Source organism: Duganella sp. Leaf61 (assembly GCF_001421905.1).
In the GTDB taxonomy this organism is placed as follows: Bacteria; Pseudomonadota; Gammaproteobacteria; order Burkholderiales; family Burkholderiaceae_D; genus Rugamonas; species Rugamonas zoogloeoides.
In genome coordinates, this window is record NZ_LMLM01000028.1 from 82,064 (window position 1) to 103,491 (window position 21,428).

At 62.4% G+C, this 21,428-nt stretch carries 17 protein-coding genes; 15 read left to right on the forward strand and 2 right to left on the reverse strand.

Features of this window, described 5'->3' with window-relative positions; all coding sequences use genetic code 11:
• The first annotated feature begins 9 nt into the window (after window positions 1-9).
• From hisS to ASF04_RS15525, 14 genes are all read left to right on the forward strand, one after another.
• Entirely contained in the window at window positions 10-1,362 is a 1,353-nt protein-coding gene (hisS, locus tag ASF04_RS15460; protein ID WP_056143426.1) for a histidine--tRNA ligase, read from the forward strand.
• Between the two features lie 38 nt (window positions 1,363-1,400).
• The gene (locus ASF04_RS15465) at window positions 1,401-2,063 is read left to right on the forward strand and encodes a tetratricopeptide repeat protein (protein ID WP_056143429.1); all 663 of its coding nucleotides are present in this window, start codon (window positions 1,401-1,403) and stop codon (window positions 2,061-2,063) included.
• A 54-nt stretch (window positions 2,064-2,117) separates the two neighbouring features.
• Window positions 2,118-3,254 carry an outer membrane protein assembly factor BamB gene (gene bamB, locus ASF04_RS15470; RefSeq protein ID WP_056143431.1) on the forward strand — a complete coding sequence of 379 codons (1,137 nt, stop codon included), beginning with the start codon at window positions 2,118-2,120 and terminating at the stop codon, window positions 3,252-3,254.
• A 4-nt stretch (window positions 3,255-3,258) separates the two neighbouring features.
• Window positions 3,259-4,608, forward strand: a complete 1,350-nt coding sequence (gene der / locus ASF04_RS15475) for a ribosome biogenesis GTPase Der (protein ID WP_026637029.1) — start codon at window positions 3,259-3,261, stop codon at window positions 4,606-4,608.
• 258 nt (window positions 4,609-4,866) lie between these two features.
• A complete protein-coding gene (gene hfq / locus ASF04_RS15480) occupies window positions 4,867-5,103 on the forward strand; it encodes an RNA chaperone Hfq (RefSeq protein ID WP_019920453.1) in 237 nt (78 codons plus the stop codon).
• Window positions 5,104-5,145: 42 nt separating this feature from the next.
• On the forward strand, window positions 5,146-6,381 hold the full coding sequence (hflX, locus tag ASF04_RS15485) for a GTPase HflX (protein ID WP_056143434.1): 1,236 nt from the start codon (window positions 5,146-5,148) through the stop codon (window positions 6,379-6,381).
• 14 nt (window positions 6,382-6,395) lie between these two features.
• Window positions 6,396-7,715 carry an FtsH protease activity modulator HflK gene (gene hflK, locus ASF04_RS15490; RefSeq protein ID WP_082488802.1) on the forward strand — a complete coding sequence of 440 codons (1,320 nt, stop codon included), beginning with the start codon at window positions 6,396-6,398 and terminating at the stop codon, window positions 7,713-7,715.
• Window positions 7,715-8,608, forward strand: coding sequence for a protease modulator HflC (hflC, locus tag ASF04_RS15495; RefSeq protein ID WP_019920450.1), 894 nt, complete (start codon window positions 7,715-7,717; stop codon window positions 8,606-8,608). Before hflK ends, hflC begins: the two co-directional genes overlap by 1 nt.
• Before the next feature lie 185 nt (window positions 8,609-8,793).
• The gene (locus ASF04_RS15500) at window positions 8,794-9,954 is read left to right on the forward strand and encodes an ATP phosphoribosyltransferase regulatory subunit (RefSeq protein WP_056143440.1); all 1,161 of its coding nucleotides are present in this window, start codon (window positions 8,794-8,796) and stop codon (window positions 9,952-9,954) included.
• 4 nt (window positions 9,955-9,958) lie between these two features.
• Window positions 9,959-11,269: an adenylosuccinate synthase gene (locus ASF04_RS15505; RefSeq protein ID WP_056143443.1), complete on the forward strand. Its 1,311-nt coding sequence runs from the start codon at window positions 9,959-9,961 to the stop codon at window positions 11,267-11,269.
• Window positions 11,270-11,282: 13 nt separating this feature from the next.
• Window positions 11,283-11,828: a phosphoribosyltransferase gene (locus ASF04_RS15510; RefSeq protein WP_056143446.1), complete on the forward strand. Its 546-nt coding sequence runs from the start codon at window positions 11,283-11,285 to the stop codon at window positions 11,826-11,828.
• Between the two features lie 53 nt (window positions 11,829-11,881).
• Window positions 11,882-12,478 (forward strand): MarC family protein, encoded by a 597-nt coding sequence (locus tag ASF04_RS15515; RefSeq protein ID WP_019920446.1) that lies wholly within the window; start codon window positions 11,882-11,884, stop codon window positions 12,476-12,478.
• A 211-nt stretch (window positions 12,479-12,689) separates the two neighbouring features.
• Entirely contained in the window at window positions 12,690-15,554 is a 2,865-nt protein-coding gene (locus ASF04_RS15520) for a TonB-dependent receptor domain-containing protein (RefSeq protein ID WP_082488803.1), read from the forward strand.
• 250 nt (window positions 15,555-15,804) lie between these two features.
• A complete protein-coding gene (locus tag ASF04_RS15525; RefSeq protein WP_229205069.1) occupies window positions 15,805-16,905 on the forward strand; it encodes an alpha/beta hydrolase in 1,101 nt (366 codons plus the stop codon).
• Between the two features lie 3 nt (window positions 16,906-16,908).
• On the opposite strand, the gene ASF04_RS15530 is transcribed toward ASF04_RS15525, so the two are convergent.
• Both ASF04_RS15530 and uvrB read right to left on the reverse strand, forming a co-directional pair.
• Window positions 16,909-17,928, reverse strand: coding sequence for a pirin family protein (locus ASF04_RS15530; protein WP_056143450.1), 1,020 nt, complete (start codon window positions 17,926-17,928; stop codon window positions 16,909-16,911).
• A 10-nt stretch (window positions 17,929-17,938) separates the two neighbouring features.
• Window positions 17,939-20,014 (reverse strand): excinuclease ABC subunit UvrB, encoded by a 2,076-nt coding sequence (gene uvrB / locus ASF04_RS15535; RefSeq protein ID WP_056143453.1) that lies wholly within the window; start codon window positions 20,012-20,014, stop codon window positions 17,939-17,941.
• 116 nt (window positions 20,015-20,130) lie between these two features.
• On the opposite strand from uvrB, the gene ASF04_RS15540 reads away from it, so the two are divergent.
• The gene (locus tag ASF04_RS15540) at window positions 20,131-21,333 is read left to right on the forward strand and encodes an amino acid aminotransferase (protein WP_056143456.1); all 1,203 of its coding nucleotides are present in this window, start codon (window positions 20,131-20,133) and stop codon (window positions 21,331-21,333) included.
• The last annotated feature ends 95 nt before the right edge of the window (window positions 21,334-21,428 follow it).

The window sequence follows — 21,428 nt, forward strand, 5'->3', positions numbered from 1 at the left end:
ATCAGAACCATGTCCGAAAATAAAAAAGCTGAAAAAATCACCGCCGTCAAAGGCATGAACGACATCCTGCCGCAGGACTCGCACCTGTGGCAGCTGTTCGAGAACACTGCGCAATCGGTGGTGCAAAGCTACGGCTTCCAGCAGATCCGCACGCCGATCGTGGAAGACACGGCGCTGTTCAAGCGCGCCATCGGCGCCGTTACCGACATCGTTGAAAAAGAGATGTATTCGTTCACCGATTCGATGAACGGCGACCAGCTGACCCTGCGTCCTGAAGGCACGGCCGGCGCGGTGCGCGCTGTCATCGAACACAACCTGGTGTACGAAGGTCCGAAGCGCGTGTGGTACACGGGACCGATGTTCCGCCACGAGCGTCCGCAGCGCGGCCGCTATCGCCAGTTCTACCAGTTCGGCTGCGAAGCCGTGGGCTTCACCGGTCCCGACGTCGATGCCGAGATGATCATGCTGTGCCGCCGCCTGTGGGACGACCTGGGCCTGGAAAACATCCGCCTCGAACTCAATTCGATCGGCGACGCCGAAGAGCGCGCGCGCCACCGCGTGGACCTGATCGCTTACCTGGAAAGCCACGAAGCGCTGCTGGACGCGGAAGCCAAGCGCCGCCTGCACAGCAACCCGCTGCGCATCCTCGACACCAAGAACCCTGCCATGCAGGACATGGTCAACGGCGCGCCGAAACTGCTCGACTACCTGGGCGAAGAATCGCTGGCGCACTTCAACGGCGTGCGCAAGATCCTCGACCACAACAACATCCCGTACGTGATCAACCCGCGCCTGGTGCGCGGCCTCGATTACTACAACCGCACCGTGTTCGAATGGGTGACCGATTCGCTCGGCTCGCAAGGCACCGTGTGCGCGGGCGGCCGTTACGATCCGCTGATCGCCTCGTTCGGCGGCAAGCCGACGCCGGCCGTCGGTTTCGCCATGGGCATCGAGCGCCTGCTGGAACTGATGAAAGAAGTGGGCGAGCCGGAACAACCGAACCTGTGCGACGTGTATCTGGTGCACCAGGGCGAAGCGGCGCAATTGCAATCGTTCGTGCTGGGCGAACGCCTGCGCGACGCCGGCCTCGACGTCATCATGCACGGCTCCACCGCCAACGGTCCTGGCAGCTTCAAGAACCAGATGAAAAAAGCCGACGGCAGCGGCGCGTCGTTCGCGGTCATCATCGGCGAAGACGAAGTGACCAACCACACCGCGTCGGTCAAGGCCATGCGCGGCGCCGACGGTGAACCGCAGCAAGCGACCGTACCGTTCGACGAAGTGGTCGACTACGTGGTGGACCAGATCACCGGTAGCGGCGACCATCACCACCACGTGCACGACGAACACTGCAATCACTAAGCCGACCCACCCCTTAACCTTTTAGCAGACGAACTGACATGGCATACGATCTCGAAGAACAAGAACAACTCGCTACGCTCAAAGCATGGTGGGAACGGTACGGCAACCTGACGACCTGGCTCGTCATTGCGGCCCTGGCCGCTTACTCGGCCTGGGCCGGCTGGAACTACTACCAGCGCAACCAGACCACCCAGGCCTCGGCCCTGTACGAAGAACTGCAACGCGCGGTGGAAGCCAAGGACAACACCAAGGTACAACGCGCCGCCACCGACATGGAAAGCAAGTTCGGCAGCACCTCGTATGCACCGATGTCGGCGCTGGTTGCCGCCAAGAGCGCGTTCGAAGCGAACGACGTCAAGACCGCCAAGGCCCAGCTGCAATGGGCGGCGGACCACGGCGCCGACGAGTTCAAGGCGATCGCCAAGGTGCGCCTGGCTGGCGTGCTGCTCGATGAAAAAGCGTACGACCAGGCGCTGAAAGCCCTGGACGGCACGGTGCCGCCAGCGTTTGCCGGCTCGGTGGCCGACCGCAAGGGCGACATCCTGGTAGCACAGAACAAGCTGGCCGAAGCGCGCACCGCCTACCAGGCCGCGCTTGACGCCACCGACAAGAAAAACCCCGGCCGCCAGCTGATCCAGCTGAAGCTGGAAGCGATCGGCGGCGCCGTGCCAGCCGACAAGCCAGCCAAGGCGGCTGCGTAAGCAGCAGCTGTACCGCATCCGGATAACCCGTAACGAGCAAGGTTGAAAAATTTTATGCGCATCACCGAAAAAGCTATTGCTGCAAGCCTGCTGGCACTGTTGGCTGGTTGCTCCTTGTTTGGCTCGAAAGACACCAAGAACCAGCCGGCGGCGCTGGTGGAACCGGCGGGCAGCCTGCAGCCGCCCGTGGCCTGGAAGTATTCGATCGGCAAGGCCGGCAACGCCGTCTTCACCCCGGTACTCGCTGGCGACAGCGTGTACGTGGCCGACGGCGACGGCGTGCTGGCACGCCTGAGTGCGGCCACCGGCAAGGAAATCTGGCGCATCAAGACCGGCACCGACCTGACGGCCGGCGTGGGCAGCGATGGCGAGGTGGTTGTGGTTGGCGACAAGAAAGGTGTTATCCTTGCTTTTGATGCCAACGGCAAAGAATTGTGGAAAGCACAAGCGTCGAGCGAAGTGCTGTCCTCGCCGGTGGTCGGTGGTGGCGTGGTGGTGGTGCGCAGTGTCGATAACGTGATCACCGCGTACGAAGCCAAGACCGGCGCCAAGCGCTGGAACGTCACCCGTACCACGCCAGCGCTCACCCTGCGCAATGCGCCGGGCATGGTTATCAGCGGTCCGAATGTATATGTCGCCCAGCCGGGCGGCAAGCTGGTGGTGCTGGCCCTGGCCGGCGGTCTGCCACGCTTTGAAGTGGCAGTGGGCGAGCCGCGTGGCGCGACCGAACTCGAACGCGTGACCGACATTGCCGGCGCACCGGTAATTTTCGAAAAAGATGTCTGCGCCGTGTCGTACCAGGGCCGCGTGGCCTGTTACGACGCCACCACCGGCGCGCCGTCCTGGAGCAAGCCTGCTTCGTCCGACGTGGGCGTGGCGGTGGACCAGCGTTTTGTATTCGTCTCCGACGACAAGGGCGAAGTTGCCGCCTATAGCCGCGAAAGCGGCAGCAACGCCTGGAAGAACGACAAGCTGTCCTATCGCCGCCTCTCGACCCCCGTGTCGTATGGCCGCGCCGTGGCCGTTGGCGACTACCAGGGTTACATCCACTTCCTGTCACGGGAAGATGGCGCTCTGATAGGTCGAGTCGCGACCGATGGCAGCCCGATCCAGTCGGCCCCCGTCATCGCCGGCTCGAATTTGATTTTTCAAACTCAAGCAGGAACTGTGACCGCTTTCGCGGTCGAGTAATTCAATGAAGCCGGTAATCGCACTTGTGGGTCGACCCAATGTAGGGAAATCGACCTTGTTTAATCGTCTGACCCGCTCGCGCGATGCGCTGGTGGCGGACTTGCCTGGGTTGACGCGCGATCGTCACTATGGCGAGGGCCGTGTCGGCGAACGTCCCTTCCTCGTCATCGACACGGGCGGCTTCGAGCCGGTCGCCAAGGAAGGCATCATGCATCAGATGGCCAAGCAGACCAAGCAAGCCGTTGCCGAGGCCGACATCGTCGTGTTCCTCGTCGATGGCCGCCAGGGTCTGACGCCGCATGATAAAACCATTACCGACTTCCTGCGTAAAAGCGGCCGTCCGGTCATGCTGGTCGTGAATAAATCGGAAGGCATGCGCTATACCGCCGTGGTCTCCGACTTTTACGAACTGGGCCTGGGCGAGCCGTACTCGATCTCGTCCGCGCATGGCGACGGCGTGGCCGACCTGGTGGAAGAGGCGCTGAACCTGGCCTTCGCCCAGCGTCCCGAAGAGCCGGACGAACTAGACCCTGCCCAGCGTGGCGTCAAGATCGCGCTGGTCGGCCGCCCGAACGTGGGCAAATCGACCCTGATCAACACCCTGGTCGGTGAAGAGCGCGTGATCGCGTTCGACATGCCGGGCACCACCCGCGACTCGATCGAAATTCCGTTCGAGCGCGAAGGCAAGCAGTACACGCTGATCGATACGGCCGGTATCCGCCGTCGCGGCAAGGTGTTCGAAGCGATCGAGAAATTCTCGGTTGTGAAAACCCTGCAGTCGATCTCGGAGGCCAACGTGGTCGTGCTGATGCTCGACGCCCAGCAGGACATCTCCGAGCAGGACGCCCACATCGCCGGCTTCGTGCTGGAGACGGGCCGCGCGCTGGTCATCGCCGTCAACAAGTGGGATGGCCTGCGTACCGACGAACGCGACGAGATCAAGATCGACATCGACCGCAAGCTCGACTTCCTGTCGTTCGCCAAGATGCACTTCATCTCCGCACTGAAATCGCAGGGCATCGGCCCGCTGATGAAGTCGGTCGATGCCGCGTACGCGGCCGCGATGTGCAACCTGTCGACGCCAAAGCTGACCCGCGCGCTGATCGAAGCGGTGGAAAAGCAGGAGCCGCGCCGCAAGGGTTCGATCCGTCCGAAACTGCGCTATGCGCACCAGGGCGGCATGAACCCGCCGGTCATCGTCATCCACGGCAATTCCCTGGAAGCCGTGGGCGATCCGTACAAGCGCTACCTGGAAAAACATTTCCGCGACACGTTCAGTTTGATAGGCACGCCGCTGCGGATCGAGCTGCGCACGGGTAAAAACCCGTTCGACAAGCGTACCGAGAAGAAGTAATCGCCAAGTAAGCGATAAGTTAAATCAGGTCGCCAAATGTGTGACCTGGTTTTCAACTTAGTATTCGATTAAATAGGCTGTTTTTTTGCGGTGCGACACTGCAAAAAAAGCAAAAACAGGTTACAGTGGCTTGGAAGCACCATTCCCTACGTGGCGAGCGGTGTTTCAGCGAATATCATTTGACTTTCGCTGGGCCACGTACTTGAAATTAAGCGTCTCGCCTCCAAATCCAACACAACAACATAAAATGGAGCTGTTATGAGCAACAAAGGGCAACTGTTACAAGACCCATTCCTCAACGCACTGCGCAAAGAGCACGTGCCGGTGTCGATCTACCTCGTTAACGGCATCAAGTTGCAAGGCCACATCGAATCGTTCGATCAATACGTCGTATTGCTGCGCAACACCGTGACCCAGATGGTTTATAAACACGCCATCTCCACCGTGGTGCCGGCTCGCGCCGTCAACCTCAGCATCGATAACGACGCGGACTAAGCGCTTGCCTTATCGCTTCTCCCCAACCTTACAGATCGTCGTATGCGTGCAGCTCTAGTCGGTATTGATTTCGGCCAGGGCGACTTTGGCGCCAGCGTCGAGGAACTGCAACTGCTGGCCCGTTCAGCAGGTGCCGAACCCGTGACGACGATCACCGCCAAGCGCTCCGCCCCGGACTCCGCTTATTTCGTCGGCAGCGGCAAGGCTGACGAAATCGGCCAGGCCGTGCTGGACGAGCGTATCGAAATCGTCATCTTCAACCATGCGCTGTCGCCGGCCCAGCAGCGTAACCTGGAAAAGCGGCTGAACATCCGCGTGCTTGACCGTACCAGCCTGATTCTCGACATTTTCGCCCAGCGCGCCGCCTCCCACGAGGGCAAGCTGCAGGTGGAACTGGCGCAGTTGCAGCACCTGGCCACGCGCCTGATCCGCGGCTGGACTCACCTGGAACGGCAAAAGGGCGGTATCGGCCTGCGCGGCCCGGGCGAAACCCAGCTCGAGACCGACCGCCGGCTGATCGGCGAGCGTGTCAAAGCCTTGCGCGCGCGCCTGGCCAAGCTGCGCAAGCAGCATGAAACCCAACGCCGTTCGCGTGGCCGCAGCCAGACTTTTTCCGTGTCGCTGGTCGGCTATACCAATGCCGGCAAGTCCACCCTGTTCAATGCGGTCACCAAGGCCGGCGTGTATGTGGCCGACCAGTTGTTCGCGACGCTGGACACGACCTCGCGTCGCGTCTACATGGGACAGGAAGTGGGCAACGTGGTGATCTCTGACACGGTCGGCTTCGTGCGCGAATTGCCGCACCAGCTGGTGGCGGCTTTCCGCGCCACGCTGGAAGAAACCATCCATGCCGATTTGCTGCTGCACGTGGTCGATGCGTCGTCGCCGGTGCGCATGGAGCAGATCGAGCAGGTCAACCTGGTGCTCAAGGAAATCGGCGCCGATCATATTCCGCAAATTCTGGTGTGGAACAAGATCGACGCCGCCGGCCTGGAGCCCTCGGTGGAGCGCGATGAATATGCTAAGATTTCCCGCGTTTTCCTCAGCGCCCGCACCGGTGTCGGTGTGGACCTGTTGCGGGACTCGATCGTGGAATGGGCCAAGGCGGCCCCGGGCGCCAGGCTGAACCAGGCGTATCCGATCGATGCGGACCCGGCAGACGACACTGAAGACGAGCTCGATATCGATGACGAAGCACAGGAGCCGGATGTATCCGATTCCGGCGACGACAGCGGTATCGCGCGCAGTTCCCTTACAACTCACGTTGGATCCCACTAATGCGTGTCCCCTCAATGATGAAACGTCTCGGCATCAAGCTGTCGCTGAACGACCCCCGCTGGGGCTCGGACAAGAAAGACGGCGAGCCGCAGGCGAACGAAGGCAAGAAGCCTGGCGAAGGCCCTCCCGACATGGAACAGTTGTGGCGCGATTTCAATGAACGCCTGAACAATTTCTTCGGCCAGAAAAAACGCCCGGACAATAACAACAATAACAACGGCAACAATAACAACGGTGGCGGCGTGCCGCGTCCCGATCCGGCCGGCATGCGCGCCACCGCAGGCGCCATCGCCGGCGTGGCCGCGCTGATCTGGCTGGCCAGCGGTTCGTTCATCGTGCAAGAGGGCCAGGCGGGCATCGTCTACACCTTCGGCAAGTACACGCACTCGACCGGCTCCGGTTTCAACTGGCGCTGGCCGTACCCATTCCAGTCGAACGAAACGGTACGCGTCTCGCAGATGCGTATGGTCGAGATCGGCTATCGCGGCAACATCAAGAACAAGCAGACCCAGGAATCCCTGATGCTGACCGACGATGAAAACATCATCGACATGCAGCTGGCCGTGCAGTTCAAGCTGAAGGACCCCGTGGCCTGGCTGATGAACAACCGCGACGAGGAAGAAACCGTGCGCCAGGTCGCCGAGACCTCGATCCGCGAAATCGTCGGCAAAAACAAGATGGACTTCGTGCTGTACGAGGGCCGCGACAAGGTGGCCTACGAAACGCAAGTGCTGATGCAGACCATCCTCGATCGTTACGCTTCCGGCGTGCTGATCTCGGGCGTGACCTTGCAGGCGGTGCAGCCGCCGGAGCAGGTGCAGAGCGCGTTTGACGACGCGGTCAAGGCCGGCCAGGATCTGGAACGCCAGAAAAACGAAGGCCAGGCGTACGCCAACGACGTGATTCCAAAGGCACGCGGTACCGCTTCGCGCCTGATGCAGGAAGCCGAAGCGTATCGTTCGATGGTCACCGAGAACGCGACCGGTAACGCCAACCGCTTCAAGCAGGTGCTGGTCGAGTACCAGAAGGCACCGGCCGTGACGCGCGACCGCATGTACCTCGACACGATGCAGCAGATCTTCTCGAGCACCAGCAAGGTCATGGTCGATTCCAAGAACGGCAACAACCTGCTGTACCTGCCGCTCGACAAGCTGATCGCCCAGGCGGCAGCGGTGGACAGTGCACGCCATGGCAGCAACAGCAGCAACACCGGTTCGCCAGCGACCGCGCCGACCACGGCCACGCTGCCGGCCGACGTGATGCCATCGGTGGAAGTGAGCCGCCAGCGCGAGCCACGCCCACGGGATTCCTCACGTGAACGGGAGAGTCGTTAATGAATCGCATAGTTAGTACCCTCGTCGCAGGCTTTGTCTTGCTGCTGATCTTGTCCTCGATGATTTTCGTGGTCGATCAGCGTAAATACGCGATCGTGTTCGCACTGGGCCAGATCAAGGAAGTGGTCCGCGAACCGGGTTTGCACTTCAAGCTGCCGCCACCGTTCCAGAACGTGGTGCTGCTCGATAACCGGATCATGACCATCGAGTCGCCCGATGCCGAGCGCTTCATCACGGCCGAGAAGATGAACATCCTGGTCGACAGCTTCGTCAAGTGGCGCATCGGCCGCAACGAAGGCCAGGCCAAGCTGTACTACGTCACCTTCGGCGGCGACGAAACCCGTGCCCGCGACCGCATGTCGGTCATCATCAAGTCGGCGCTGAACGAGGAAATCACCAAGCACACGGTGAGCGAAGTCATCTCGGGCAAGCGTGGCCAGGTGATGGAAGCAATCCGCAACAAGGTGGTGCTGGAGTCGGCCCAGATCGGCGTCGAGATCATCGACGTGCGCCTGAAACGCGTGGAGTACGTCGAGCAGATCAACAACTCGGTGTACGAACGGATGAAGGCCGAGCGCATGCGCGTGGCCAACGAGCTGCGTTCGACCGGTTCGGCGGCCTCGGAAACCATCCGTGCCGACGCCGACCGCCAGCGCACCGTGATCCTGGCCGAAGCGTACCGCGATGCCGAGAACATCCGTGGTGAAGGCGACGCCAAGGCATCGCAGATCTACGCCGAAGCGTTCGGCCGCAATCCGGAGTTCTACAAGTTCTACCGTAGCCTGGAAGCGTACCGCTCCACGTTCAAGAGCCAGGGCGACGTGATGGTGGTCGATCCGAGCTCGGACTTCTTCAAGTACTTCAAGAACTCCGGCGCCGGCGGTCAGAAGTAAGTCGAAAGCCACAAAGGAGGGCGCCCGCAGCGGCGCCCATCCTGTTGCCACGGCTGCCCGGCCGCTGGCGGTATGCATTTTTTACCTCCCCCCAAGCATTTTCGCGTAAAATATCAGGTTCGGCCTGTCACTTGTTGGCACGCGGCGCCCGCGCCCCATTGTTCATAATTTAAACTTCCGTTCCCATGCCGAATTGGCTTTTGCCCGAGAATATCGCCGACGTCTTACCGTCGGAAGCCCGCAAGATTGAAGAACTGCGTCGCCTGATGCTGGATAACTTCCGCCTGTACGGGTACGAACTGGTGATGCCGCCGCTGCTCGAGTACCTCGAGTCGCTGCTCACCGGCGCCGGTACCGACATCGACCTGCGCACCTTCAAACTGGTGGACCCGATCTCGGGCCGCCTGCTGGGCCTGCGTCCCGATATGACGACCCAGGTGGCGCGCATCGACGCCCACCTGCTCAACCGTGCTTCGGTCACGCGCCTGTGCTATGCCGGCAACGTGCTGCACACGCATCCGTCGGGCTTGCACGCCACCCGCGAGCCGCTGCAGATCGGCGCCGAAATCTATGGTCATGCCGGCCTGGAAGCCGATGCCGAGATCCAGGAACTGGCGCTGTCCACCCTGGCGCTCGCCGGTTTCACGCAAGTGCGGCTGGACCTCACCCACGTGGGCGTGCTGCGCGCGATCATCGAGGAAGATGCCGCCGCCACCAAGGACGAAGCCGCGCTGTACCTCGCGCTGCGCGCCAAGGACGTCTCGGACCTGAAAGCGCTCACCGCCAACTACGCGCCGCAAACGCGCGACGCATTGCTGGCGCTGACCAATCTGTACGGCGACATCGACGTGCTGAAAAAAGCGCGCGAAGTGCTGCCGGACCTGCCGGGCATTGCCAAGGCGCTGGCCGAACTGGCAGCGCTGGCCGCCTCCGCGATTGGCCGTGCCGAGGTCGCCATCGACCTGGCCGACCTGCGCGGTTACCAATACGAAAGCGGCGCGATGTTCGCGCTGTATGTGCCAGGCTTGCCGAACGCGGTTGCGCGCGGCGGCCGTTACGATCACGTAGGCGAAGCCTTCGGCCGGGCCCGTCCCGCCACCGGCTTCTCGCTCGACCTGCGCGAGCTGGCGCGCCTGTTACCCACTGCGGAACGCAAGCATTCGATCCGCGCACCGTGGGGCAATGCGCCTGAATTGAAAGAAAAAATCGCCGAGCTGCGCAAGTCCGGCGAAGTCGTGATCCAGAGCATGCCTGGTCACAGCAACGAGCTGGACGAGTTCGAGTGCGATCGCGCGCTGGTGCTCGACGATAACAGTAGTCAATGGATTCTTAAAAACTTAGGTTAGTGTGATGTCAAACAAAAACGCAAAGAATGTGGTCGTCATCGGCACCCAATGGGGCGACGAAGGTAAGGGCAAGATCGTCGATTGGCTGACCGATCATGCACAAGGTGTGGTGCGCTTCCAGGGCGGTCACAATGCCGGCCACACGCTGGTCATCGGCGGCGTCAAAACCGCGCTGCAACTGATCCCTTCGGGCATCATGCGTCCGGGCGTGGCCTGCTACATCGGTAACGGTGTGGTGGTGTCGGTGCCGGACGTGCTGCGCGAAATCGACAAGCTGGAAAAAGTCGGTGTCGAAGTAGCGTCGCGCCTGAAAGTATCGGACGCCGCGCCTGTCATCCTGCCTTACCACTCGGCACTCGACCTGGCCCGTGAAGCCAAGCGTGGCGAAGCGAAGATCGGCACCACCGGCAAGGGCATCGGCCCGGCCTACGAAGACAAGGTCGCCCGTCGCGCGATCCGCGTGGCCGACCTGCTCAACGAATCGCGCCTGGCTGAAAAGCTGGCCGAGAACCTCGACTATCACAACTTCGTGCTGGAACACTATCTGAAAGCACCGAAGGTCGATTACCAGAAAACCCTGGACGACGCGCTGGCCTACGTGCCACGCCTGCGCCCAATGGTGACCGACGTCTCGAGCGCGCTGTACGCTGCCCACAAGGCCGGCGCCAACCTGCTGTTCGAAGGCGCGCAAGGTTCGCTGCTGGACGTCGATCACGGCACCTATCCGTTCGTGACCTCGTCGAACTGCGTGGCCGGCAATGCCGCCGCCGGTGCCGGCGTCGGCCCGAACATGCTGCACTACATCATGGGCATCACCAAGGCCTACACCACCCGCGTGGGTTCCGGTCCGTTCCCTTCGGAATTGCCTACCGATGCGGGCGTCGGCCATCACCTGGCGCAAGTGGGCCACGAGTTCGGCACCGTGACGGGCCGCGCCCGCCGCTGCGGCTGGTTCGATGCCGCGCTGCTGCGCCGCTCGGTACAAATCAACGGCGTGACCGGCATGTGCCTGACCAAGCTGGACGTGCTGGACGGTATCGAAACCCTGAAGCTGTGCACCGGTTACACCATCGACGGTGTGACCGTGGACATCTTCCCGTCGGGCGCCGAGGAAGCGGCCCGCTGCGTGCCGATCTACGAAGAAATGCCAGGCTGGACCGAAAGCACTGTCGGCGCCAAGACCATGGAAGCGCTGCCGGCCACGGCCCGCGCCTACATCAAGCGTATCGAAGAGCTGGTCGGCGTGCCGGTTGACATGGTTTCGACCGGTCCTGATCGTGAAGAAACGATCGTGCTGCGTCATCCATTCGCATAATAAGAGGAGTGTCATGAACAACCCGCAAACTAATGAAAAACACCTCTGGGTGTCCTGGGACGAATACCACCGCCTGATCGAGCGCCTGGCGCTCAAGGTGCATGAGTCCGGTTGGAAATTCGACATGGTGCTGTGCCTGGCGCGCGGCGGCGTGCGTCCTGGCGACGTCTTCTCGCGCATCTTCGACGTGCCGCTTGCGATCCTGTCGACCAGCTCGTACCGCGAAGACAAGGGTACCACCCAGGGCGACCTCGACATCGCCAAGTACATGACGATGACCAAGGGCCCGCTGTCCGGCAAGATCTTGCTGGTGGACGACCTGGCCGATTCGGGCGTTACCCTGATCAAGGTGATGCAGCACCTGAAGGACAACTTCGACGGCGTGACCGAAGTGCGTTCGGCCGTGATCTGGACCAAGGGCAGCTCGGCCTTCAAGCCTGACTACCAGATGGAAGAACTGCCGCACAATCCGTGGATCCATCAACCGTTCGAGGACTACGACGGTCTGCGTCCACACCAATTGGCCGCATGGATCAAAAAAGGCGAATCGGCTGAGTAAGCCGTTTCAGACAAGGGGAGCTTCGGCTCCCTTTTCAATTTCAGAACAATAATATGACCCAAGACTTCTTTCAGACCTTCATCCTGCTGGTCCTGGTGACCGATCCGTTCGGCAACGTGCCGCTGTTTGCCAGCGTGCTCAATCCCGTGCCGCCGGCGCGCCGCCCGCGCATCGTGATTCGCGAATGCGCGATCGCCTTCGGCCTGCTGCTGATCTTCATGTTTTTCGGCCGCCACTTCTTGGCCGCATTGCACCTGTCGGAAGTTGCGCTGCGCATCGGTGGCGCCGTGATCCTGCTGTTGATCTCGATCCGCATGATTTTCCCGCACCCCGATGGCGTGCTGGGCCGCACCGATGGCGCCGAGCCGTTCATCGTGCCGCTGGCCATTCCCGCGCTGGCGGGCCCGTCCGCGCTGGCGACCGTGCTGCTGTTCTCGAGCGAGAGCACGGGCGAGGTACTGGTGCACGTGGCGGCGCTGGCGGCCGTGGCGGTGGTGTGGCTGGCGGTATTTTTGTCGGCCGAGCGCCTGCAGAAAGTGCTGGGTCCGCAGGTGATGACCGCGTTCGAGCGGCTGATGGGACTGATTTTGACCGCGATGTCGATCGAAATGCTGCTGAGCGGAATACGCGAGTTCGTCAAGACCTTGTAGGCTGCGAGACCGCGTCCCGATTGAAAAAAAGCTGTACAGTGCGCGAGCAACGGCGCTACAGTGGCTGAAACAACAATGTAAACAATTTACATAGTGATGCGCCTCCGTCTCCCCGGCGGGGGGCGCGCGGCCTCACCACTGTCAGCATTATCGGCGCCCCCTGCGGCGCCATGCCTGGTGATTATTCCGAACTACAAAACCAGGAGTACCCATGAAAAGCTCTGCCCGGCATACGCCTGCCTTACGCCTGTCCGTCATGTCCACCGCGCTGGCCGCAACATTTGCCGCCGCGCTGCTGGTGGCCCCGCTGGCGCATGCCCAGCTTAGTACCGCCACCATTCAAGGCCAGGTCGCCAGCGGCGCAGCGCCCTCGGCTGGCGCCGCGGTCACCGCCACCAACGAACTCAACGGTTATAAGTACGAAACCACCACCCGCGCCGACGGCAGCTATGTGCTCACCGGCGTGGCGCCCGGCACCTACCGTATCCGCGTGGGCGAGCAGCAGGCTGAGCCTGTCACCGTCAGCGTGGGCCAGACCAGCCAGGTCAACCTGCAGTTGCAGGCGGGCGTGCAGCAGGTGGTGATCACCGGCTCGGCGTCCCGGCGCGATGTGACCGGTTCCGAGGTGGGCACGTCGGTCTCGCGTCAGCAGATTGAAAAACTGCCGCAGGTCACCCGCAACTTCCTGTCGTTTGCCGACCTGGCGCCCGGCGTGCGCTTCAATGTCGATACTGCAGGCAACGTCAAGATGCAGAGCGGCTCGCAGAGCCAGGACAATGTCAACGTGTTCATCGATGGCGTCAGCCAGAAGAACAATATCCTGCGTGGCGGTGTGTCAGGACTCGATTCGAGCCGGGGCAATCCGTTCCCGCAATCGGCGGTGGCCGAGTACAAGGTGATCGCGCAAAATTACAAGGCCGAGTTCGACCAGGTATCGAGCGCGGCCATTACGGCGGTCACCAAGTCCGGCGGCAACACCCTGAGCGGCGACGTGTTCTGGGACCACAGTGGCACCAACCTCACCGCCAAGGATCCGTTTCAGAAAGAATCGGAGCGCCAGGGCGTGGGCCGGCCGTCGTCGTCGCAGGACCAGTATGGCGTCACGCTCGGCGGTCCGATCAAGGAAGACGTCGCGCACTTCTTCATCGCCTACGAGGGCAAGAAGATCGACAGCCCGCGCCAGGTGATTGCCCAGCGCACCGACCTGCTGCCCGATACCGGCATCGTGCCGTCGCTGCTGGCGCGTCAGGGCTCGCAGGTATCGAGCTTCAAGGAAGACCTGCTCCTGGTAAAAGTGGATGCCCAGATTTCGCGCAACCAGCGCATCGAAGCGACCGCCCGCGTGCGCCGCGAGTCCGACCTGATTCCCGAAGACCTCAAGCTCAGCGTCGCCGAAAACGTTCTTGACCGCACCAACGACGAGGACCGCTTCGACGTCAAGCACGAGTGGAGCGACCAGGGCTTTTTGAACGAAGCGCGCTTCGGCTACGAAAAATACAGCTGGAATCCACGTTCTGAGGCGGCCAACCCGTACGTGCGTTACCAGGTTTCTCCCAGCAACTCCGATAACAACGTGGTCGATGTGCTGATCACCGGCGGCTCGCCCAACAACCAGTTCCGCCAGCAGCGCGGCCTGTTGTTGCAGGACGATCTCACCTATACCGGGCTGGAAAATCATACCTTCAAGGCGGGGGTAAAGGCCAAGCGCATCGATTACAACCTGTCCGGCACCGCGCGCGCGGTCGAGCAGCGCTGGGAGCGCATCGACACCGTCACCGGCATTCCGAGCCTGATCCGCTCGGAGCCGGCAATTCCGTCCGCTGGCGTGGCGTTCTCCAACAATCAGTACGGTATTTATTTCCAGGACGACTGGCAGGCCACCGACAAGCTGCTGCTCAACCTCGGTGTGCGCTACGACTACGAGAGCAATATGCTCAACAACAGCTATGCCACGCCGGCCGACCGCGCGGCCATCTTCAACCGGCAAGATCCCCGCGACGGCGCCGTTGCCGGCCAGACCTATGCGCAGTCGCTGGCCAAGGGCGGGGTCAACATCGCCGACTACATCAGCAACGGCAACAGCCGCAAGCCGTTCAAGGATGCGTGGGCACCGCGCCTGGGCCTGTCGTACGATCTCAACGGCGACCGCGCTTCGGTGCTGTTTGCCGGCTGGGGCAGGGCGTATGACCGGGCAATTGCCAACCACGCGCTCGACGAGGCGCAGAAGAACTCGCAGCCGGGTGGCGAAATCTGGCTGATCAAGAACAACCACAAGATGGCGTACACCGACCAGTTCAGCGTTGGTCTGCGCCAGGCATTGGGCCGCTGGAACGGCGAAGTGGGCTACACCAATTCGCGCAGCCGCAACCAGTTCAACTGGTTCGGCGGCAACCGCGACGTCAACGGCACCTGGGGCAACGGCAGCCCGATCGATCCGCTGTTCGGCTCGGTGCCGGGTTACAGCACCCTGGTGCTTGGTGACTTCATCACCCAGGCCAAGGCCGAGAACATTTACCTGAAACTGGACAAGCCTTATACCAAGGCGTCCACCTGGAGCCTGGGCGCGACCTACACCTACAGCCGCGGCGAGACCACCAACAACGAGTGGACCAACAACACGTTCAACTGGACCTACGGCCGCTACGCACAGGCGTGGAACCCGTCCACCGACGTCGAAAAGCACCGCCTGGTGGTAGCGGGCGTGTCCGACGGCTTGCTGCCGTTCGGCTTGATGGTGTCGGGGAAACTGACGGTCGGCTCGGGCCTGCCGTACCGTATCACCGACTGCTCGCGCGGTTCCACCAGCTGCGTGGCAGCCGAAGGCAAGGGCAGCAACTTCCGCCAGGTGGACGTGGGCCTGGCCAAGGAAGTCAAATTTGCGTTCGGCGCGCTGTCGCTGCGCGCTGACGTGCTCAACCTGTTCAACAGCATCAATTACGGCGGCTACGACGGCTGGGGCGGCGGACCGGGCAACCCGAGCAACCGCCTCGGCGGCGACAACGCCAACCTCGGCGTGCCCAACTCAGTGGGCGGCCCGATGCGCACCGTCAAGTTCAGCGCGCGCTACGCGTTCTGATCCTGTCGTACCTCGCATCCGGGCGCTGCCTGCCCGGATGTCTCCACCTATATCCGAAATGCATTGACCCGGTGTGCGGAGCCTGGCCGGCGTACCGGCTGGCGCGCCGGGGTGGCCGGTGCTGTTGCTGATGTTCTGGTGGGCGGCGGTTGCAGTGCTCTATTCGCTGGCGTGCTACAAGCGGCTGGAAAAAGCGGGTACGCTTGAATCCAGTTGAGCCGCTTTTCCATCCCTTTCAAGGAGTCCGTTGATGCGTATTACGCTGCCCTTGTGCACGCTGCTGTTCTGCTGGACGGCCAATGCTGCGGTACCCGCTGCGCCCGCCGTATCCAATGCGCCTGCCGCACCCGCTGTATCCGCTGCGCCAGTTGTACCCACCGTGCCCGCCGTACCCGCAGCAGCCATTACACGAGCCACGCCCGCCGCGCCCGTTATACCGGTCGCACCTGCCGTACGCTTTGCGGCGCGTGAAGTGACGCTCGATGTCGGTGGCGGCACGCTGCGCGGCACGGAATTGGCGCCCAAGGCGGGGCAGGGTGGCAAGGTGCCGGTCGTGCTGCTGCACGCCGGCTCCGGCCCCACCGACCGCAACGGCAACAGCATCGCGCTGCCTGGCGCCAATGACAGCTTGAAGATGGTGGCCGAAGGGCTGGCGGCGCGTGGCATCGCCTCGGTGCGGTATGACAAGCGGCTGATTGCAGCGAGCGTCTCGCCGCAGTGGAGCGAGGCTGATCTGCGCTTCGACGATTTCGTCAACGATGCGGTAGCGTGGATCCGCCAGTTGAAAACCGATCCGCGCTTCTCGAAGGTGGTGGTGGCCGGGCACAGCGAGGGCGCGCTGATCGCGGCAGGCGCCTGCCGGCGCGGCGCGGCCGATGGGTGCGTGGAGATTGCCGGCATCGGGCGTGGTCTCGATGAAGTGCTCGACGAGCAATTGAAACCCCACCTGACGCCAGAACAGTTTGCGCAGCACACCCGCATCGTGGCGTCGCTCAAGGAGGGCAAGCTGGCGGACGCGGTGCCGCCCGAGCTGATGATGTTGTACCGGCCGTCGGTGCAGCCTTACCTGATTTCGTCGCTGCGCCACGAGCCGCGTGACGCCATCGCCGCCTTGACCATGCCAGTGCTGGTCGTGCAGGGCACGTCCGACATCCAGGTGAAGGTGGCCGACGCCGAAGCGCTGGCCAAAGCGCAGCCGGCCGCCAAGGTGGTGATCGTCGAGGGCATGAATCACCTGCTGAAAATCGTCGGCGACGACCAGGCCTTGCAGGTCAAGTCGTACGGCAGCAATGAGCTGCCGGTGGCGCCGCAGTTGCTCGACGCGGTCGCCAACTTCGTGCAACAACTGTAGTGCTTAGTTTTCCCGGCGCTCTACCCGGCCACCGACGTGACGCGCAAAGCGGGTAGGATCGTCGCCATGGACGGGCGCCATGTCGGGCCATGGCCAGCCGCCAAAACCGGTCTGCTGGTAGTCGGCGTGGGCCTGGCGAATTTCCTGTTCGCTGTTCATCACGAACGGCCCGGCCTGCACCACGCGCTCGCCGATCGGGCGGCCTTGCAGAACCAGGAACTGCGCGGGTTTGGCGCCGTTCTTCAACAGTAGCGGGGCGTCGGTACGCAGGTCGTTGGCGCTGCGCGCTGCGATCGACTGGCCGCCGATGGTGGCGCCGTCGCCATCAAAGTAATACAGCGCGCGCCTGGTTTGCGCGCCGCGTGTTGGCGGCAGGAGCCACTCGGCGCCCGGTTCCATCGTGATGACCCAGATCGCCACGTCGCTGTCGTCGGCGGCTGCCCACGAATCGGGTGGCGGCGCCAGCGGTTTTAATTCCGCCAACTGGCCGGCCACGCACAGCACGTCGGTGCGTGCGCCCGCTGCATCGGCCACCACCTGGCGCGGCACGTCTTCGGACCACAGCATGGTGAAGTGCGGTTCGACCATCTTGCTGCGCGCGGGCAGGTTGAGCCAGATCTGGAACAGCTCGAGCGGATTGTCGGCGTCGGTTTTCAGCAGGGGGAACATCTCGGAGTGGACGATGCCGCGACCGGCCGTCAGCCACTGCACGTCGCCGGCGCCGAAGCGGGCGGCGGCGCCCAGCGAATCGGCATGGTCGATCAGGCCCCGCCGCACGATGGTCACGGTTTCGAAGCCGCGATGCGGGTGGCCGGGGAAGCCCGGTATCTGCTGGCCGTGGTACATATTCCAGCCATCGACGTTGGCGAAATCCTGGCCGATGTTGCGCCCGGAGAGCGGGGTGGCGGGGCCGTACTGGCCGTTACCCTGCGGGTAGCCATCGACGTGGTGGACGCAAAATAAAAACGGGTCCATGGTGGCCCAGGGCATGCCCAGCGGACCACTACTCAGAATTGGATTCATTGTGTAACCTTTATGACGGCAGCGTATCCGCGCCCGGGGCGCCGAACAGCTGCTTCTTGAGCCCATGGAGCTGGTCGCGCACTTGCGCGGCTTTTTCGAATTCGAGATTCTTGGCGTGATCGACCATGGCTTTTTCGAGGCGCTTGATCTCCTTGGCGATCTGCTTTTCGCTCATCGATTCGTACTTGGCTGATTCCTGCGCCACCGCCAGTTCTTCCTTCGCCTCCGAGGGGCTGAAGACGCCGTCGATCATGTCCTTGATCTTCTTCTGCACGCCGCGCGGCACGATGCCGTTGGCGGTATTAAAGGCGATCTGCTTGGCGCGCCGGCGTTCGGTTTCGCCGATGGCGCGTTCCATCGAATCGGTCATGCGGTCCGCGTACAGCAGCGCCACGCCGTTGAGGTTACGCGCGGCGCGGCCGATGGTCTGGATCAGCGAACGCTCGGAGCGCAGGAAGCCTTCCTTGTCGGCGTCGAGAATCGCCACCAGCGACACCTCGGGCAAGTCCAGGCCCTCGCGCAGCAGGTTGATCCCGACCAGTACGTCGAAGGTGCCCAGGCGCAGGTCGCGCAGCAGTTCCACGCGTTCCACCGTTTCGATATCGCTGTGCAGGTAGCGCACCTTGATGCCATGGTCGCTCAGGTATTCGGTCAGCTGCTCGGACATGCGCTTGGTCAGCGTGGTGACCAGCACCCGCTCGTTCTTGGCCACGCGGTCGGTGATCTCGGACATCAGGTCATCGACCTGCGAGCTGGCCGGGCGCACGATGATCAACGGGTCCACCAGGCCCGTGGGGCGCACCACCTGCTCGACCACCTGGTCGGCATGGGTCTTTTCATACTCGGCCGGCGTGGCCGAGACGAACACGGTCTGGCGCATCTTCTGCTCGAATTCCTCGAACTTCAATGGCCGGTTGTCAAGCGCGGACGGCAGGCGGAAACCGTAGTCCACCAGGTTGGTCTTGCGCGAGCGGTCGCCGTTGTACATGGCGCTGAGCTGGCCGATCAGCACGTGCGACTCGTCCATGAACATCAGCGCGTCCTTGGGCAGGTAATCGACCAGGGTAGGGGGCGGGTCGCCCGGCATGGCGCCGCTGAGGTGCCGCGAGTAGTTCTCGATGCCTTTCGTAAAACCGATTTCCTGCATCATCTCGAGGTCGAAACGGGTGCGCTGCTCCAGGCGCTGCTCTTCAATCAGCTTGCTCTCGTTGCGGAAGAATTCCAGGCGGTCGCGCAGTTCGAGCTTGATCGACTCCACCGCGCGCAGCACGGTCGAACGCGGCGTGACGTAGTGCGAGCCGGGATAGACGGTAAAGCGCGGGATCTTCTGTTTGACGCGGCCGGTGAGCGGGTCGAACAGCTGGATCGATTCGAGCTGGTCGTCGAACAGGTCGAGGCGCACGGCCAGGTCGGCATTCTCGGCCGGGAAGATGTCGAGCGTGTCGCCGCGCACGCGAAAGGTGCCGCGGCCGAAATCGACTTCGTTGCGCGTGTACTGCATCTGGATCAGGCGCGCGATGATGTCGCGCTGCGAGACGCGGTCTTTGGCGCGCAGCGTCAGGATCATCTGGTGGTATTCGCTCGGATTACCGATACCGTAAATCGCCGACACGGTGGCCACGATCACCACGTCGCGCCGCTCCATCAGCGACTTGGTGCACGACAGGCGCATCTGCTCGATATGCTCGTTGATCGACGAGTCCTTTTCGATGAACAGGTCGCGCTGCGGCACGTACGCTTCGGGCTGGTAGTAATCGTAGTACGAGACGAAGTATTCGACCGCGTTCTCGGGGAAGAATTCCTTGAACTCCGAGTACAGCTGTGCGGCCAGCGTCTTGTTGGGCGCGAACACGATGGCAGGGCGGCCCTGGCGCGCAATCACGTTGGCCATGGTGTAGGTTTTGCCGGAACCGGTCACGCCGAGCAGGGTCTGGAAGAACAGGCCATCGTTGATGCCCTCGCACAGCTGGTCGATCGCCACGGGCTGATCGCCGGCCGGCGGGAACGGCTGGTGCAGCTTGTAGGGCGAGTCGGGGAAGGTGACCACGGTTGCCGCAGAAGTGTCTATTACGGGTAATTCAGCCATCTTGATCAGACCTTTGTTAGAATGACGGCCTGCCAGCGGCCTAATTTTCGGATACTAGTAAGGGGCGCTGTCAAAATTTTCCACTGCGAACCGCTCAAATCGAATCCAATCTTATCATGACGAATCCTAGCTTGTTCAGCGCCATCGACATGGCCCCACGCGACCCGATCCTGGGTATCACCGAAGCCTTCAACGCCGACCAGAACCCGGCCAAGATCAACCTTGGCGTTGGTGTCTACTATGACGACAATGGCAAGGTGCCGCTGTTGGCTTGCGTACAGAAGGCCGAGGAAATCCTGATCGCCGCACCGGCGCCGCGCACCTACCTGCCCATCGAAGGTCTGGCTGCCTACGACAAGGCGGTGCAAGAGCTGGTATTTGGCGCCGACAGCGCGGTAATTCAAGAGAAGCGCGCAATTACCGTGCAAGCCATCGGCGGCACCGGCGCCCTGAAGATCGGCGCCGACTTCCTCAAGCGCTTCGCGCCCGACGCCCAGGTCTATATCAGCGACCCAAGCTGGGAAAACCACCGCGCGCTGTTCGAAAGCGCCGGCTTCACCGTCAACAACTACAGCTACTACGACCCAAGCACCCACGGCGTCAACTTCGCCGGCATGCTGGCCGACTTGAAATCCATGCCTGCCGGCTCGATCGTGCTGCTGCACGCGTGCTGCCACAACCCGACCGGCGCCGACCTGACCTCGGCTCAATGGGATGAAGTGATTGCAGCCGTGACCACCGGCGGCCTGGTGCCGTTCCTCGACATGGCCTACCAGGGCTTTGGCGCGGGCATCGCCGAAGACGGCGCCGTGGTGCGCCGCTTTGCCGACGCCGGCGGCCCGCTGCTGGTCTCGAACTCGTTCTCGAAATCGTTCTCGCTGTACGGCGAGCGCGTGGGCGCCCTGAGCGTGGTAGCCGCTAGCGGTGAAGAAGCGGCGCGCCTGATGTCGCAAGTCAAACGCGTGGTACGCACCAACTACTCGAACCCGCCGGTCCACGGCGGCAAGGTCGTCGCCACCGTGCTGACCACGCCGGAACTGCGCCAGCTCTGGGAAGACGAGCTGGCCGGCATGCGCGTACGTATCAAGGAAATGCGTGAAGCATTCGTCGCCAAGCTCAAGGCCAAGGCGCCGTCGCACGACTTCGACTTCGTGCGCGACCAGGTGGGTATGTTCTCGTACTCGGGCCTGACCAAGGAGCAGGTCGGCAAGCTGCGCGAGCAATCGATTTACGCCGTGGACACGGGCCGTATCTGCGTGGCAGCACTGAACTCGCGCAACATCGATACCGTTATTGACGCCATCGCCAAAGTACTCTAAAATCTTGCTTCTCCGGATCGCGGCAACGTGATTCGAGATGGCAACGAGATGTACCGTTAAGAATTGCACTGAAAGAATTCTTTCTTGAAAGTGCA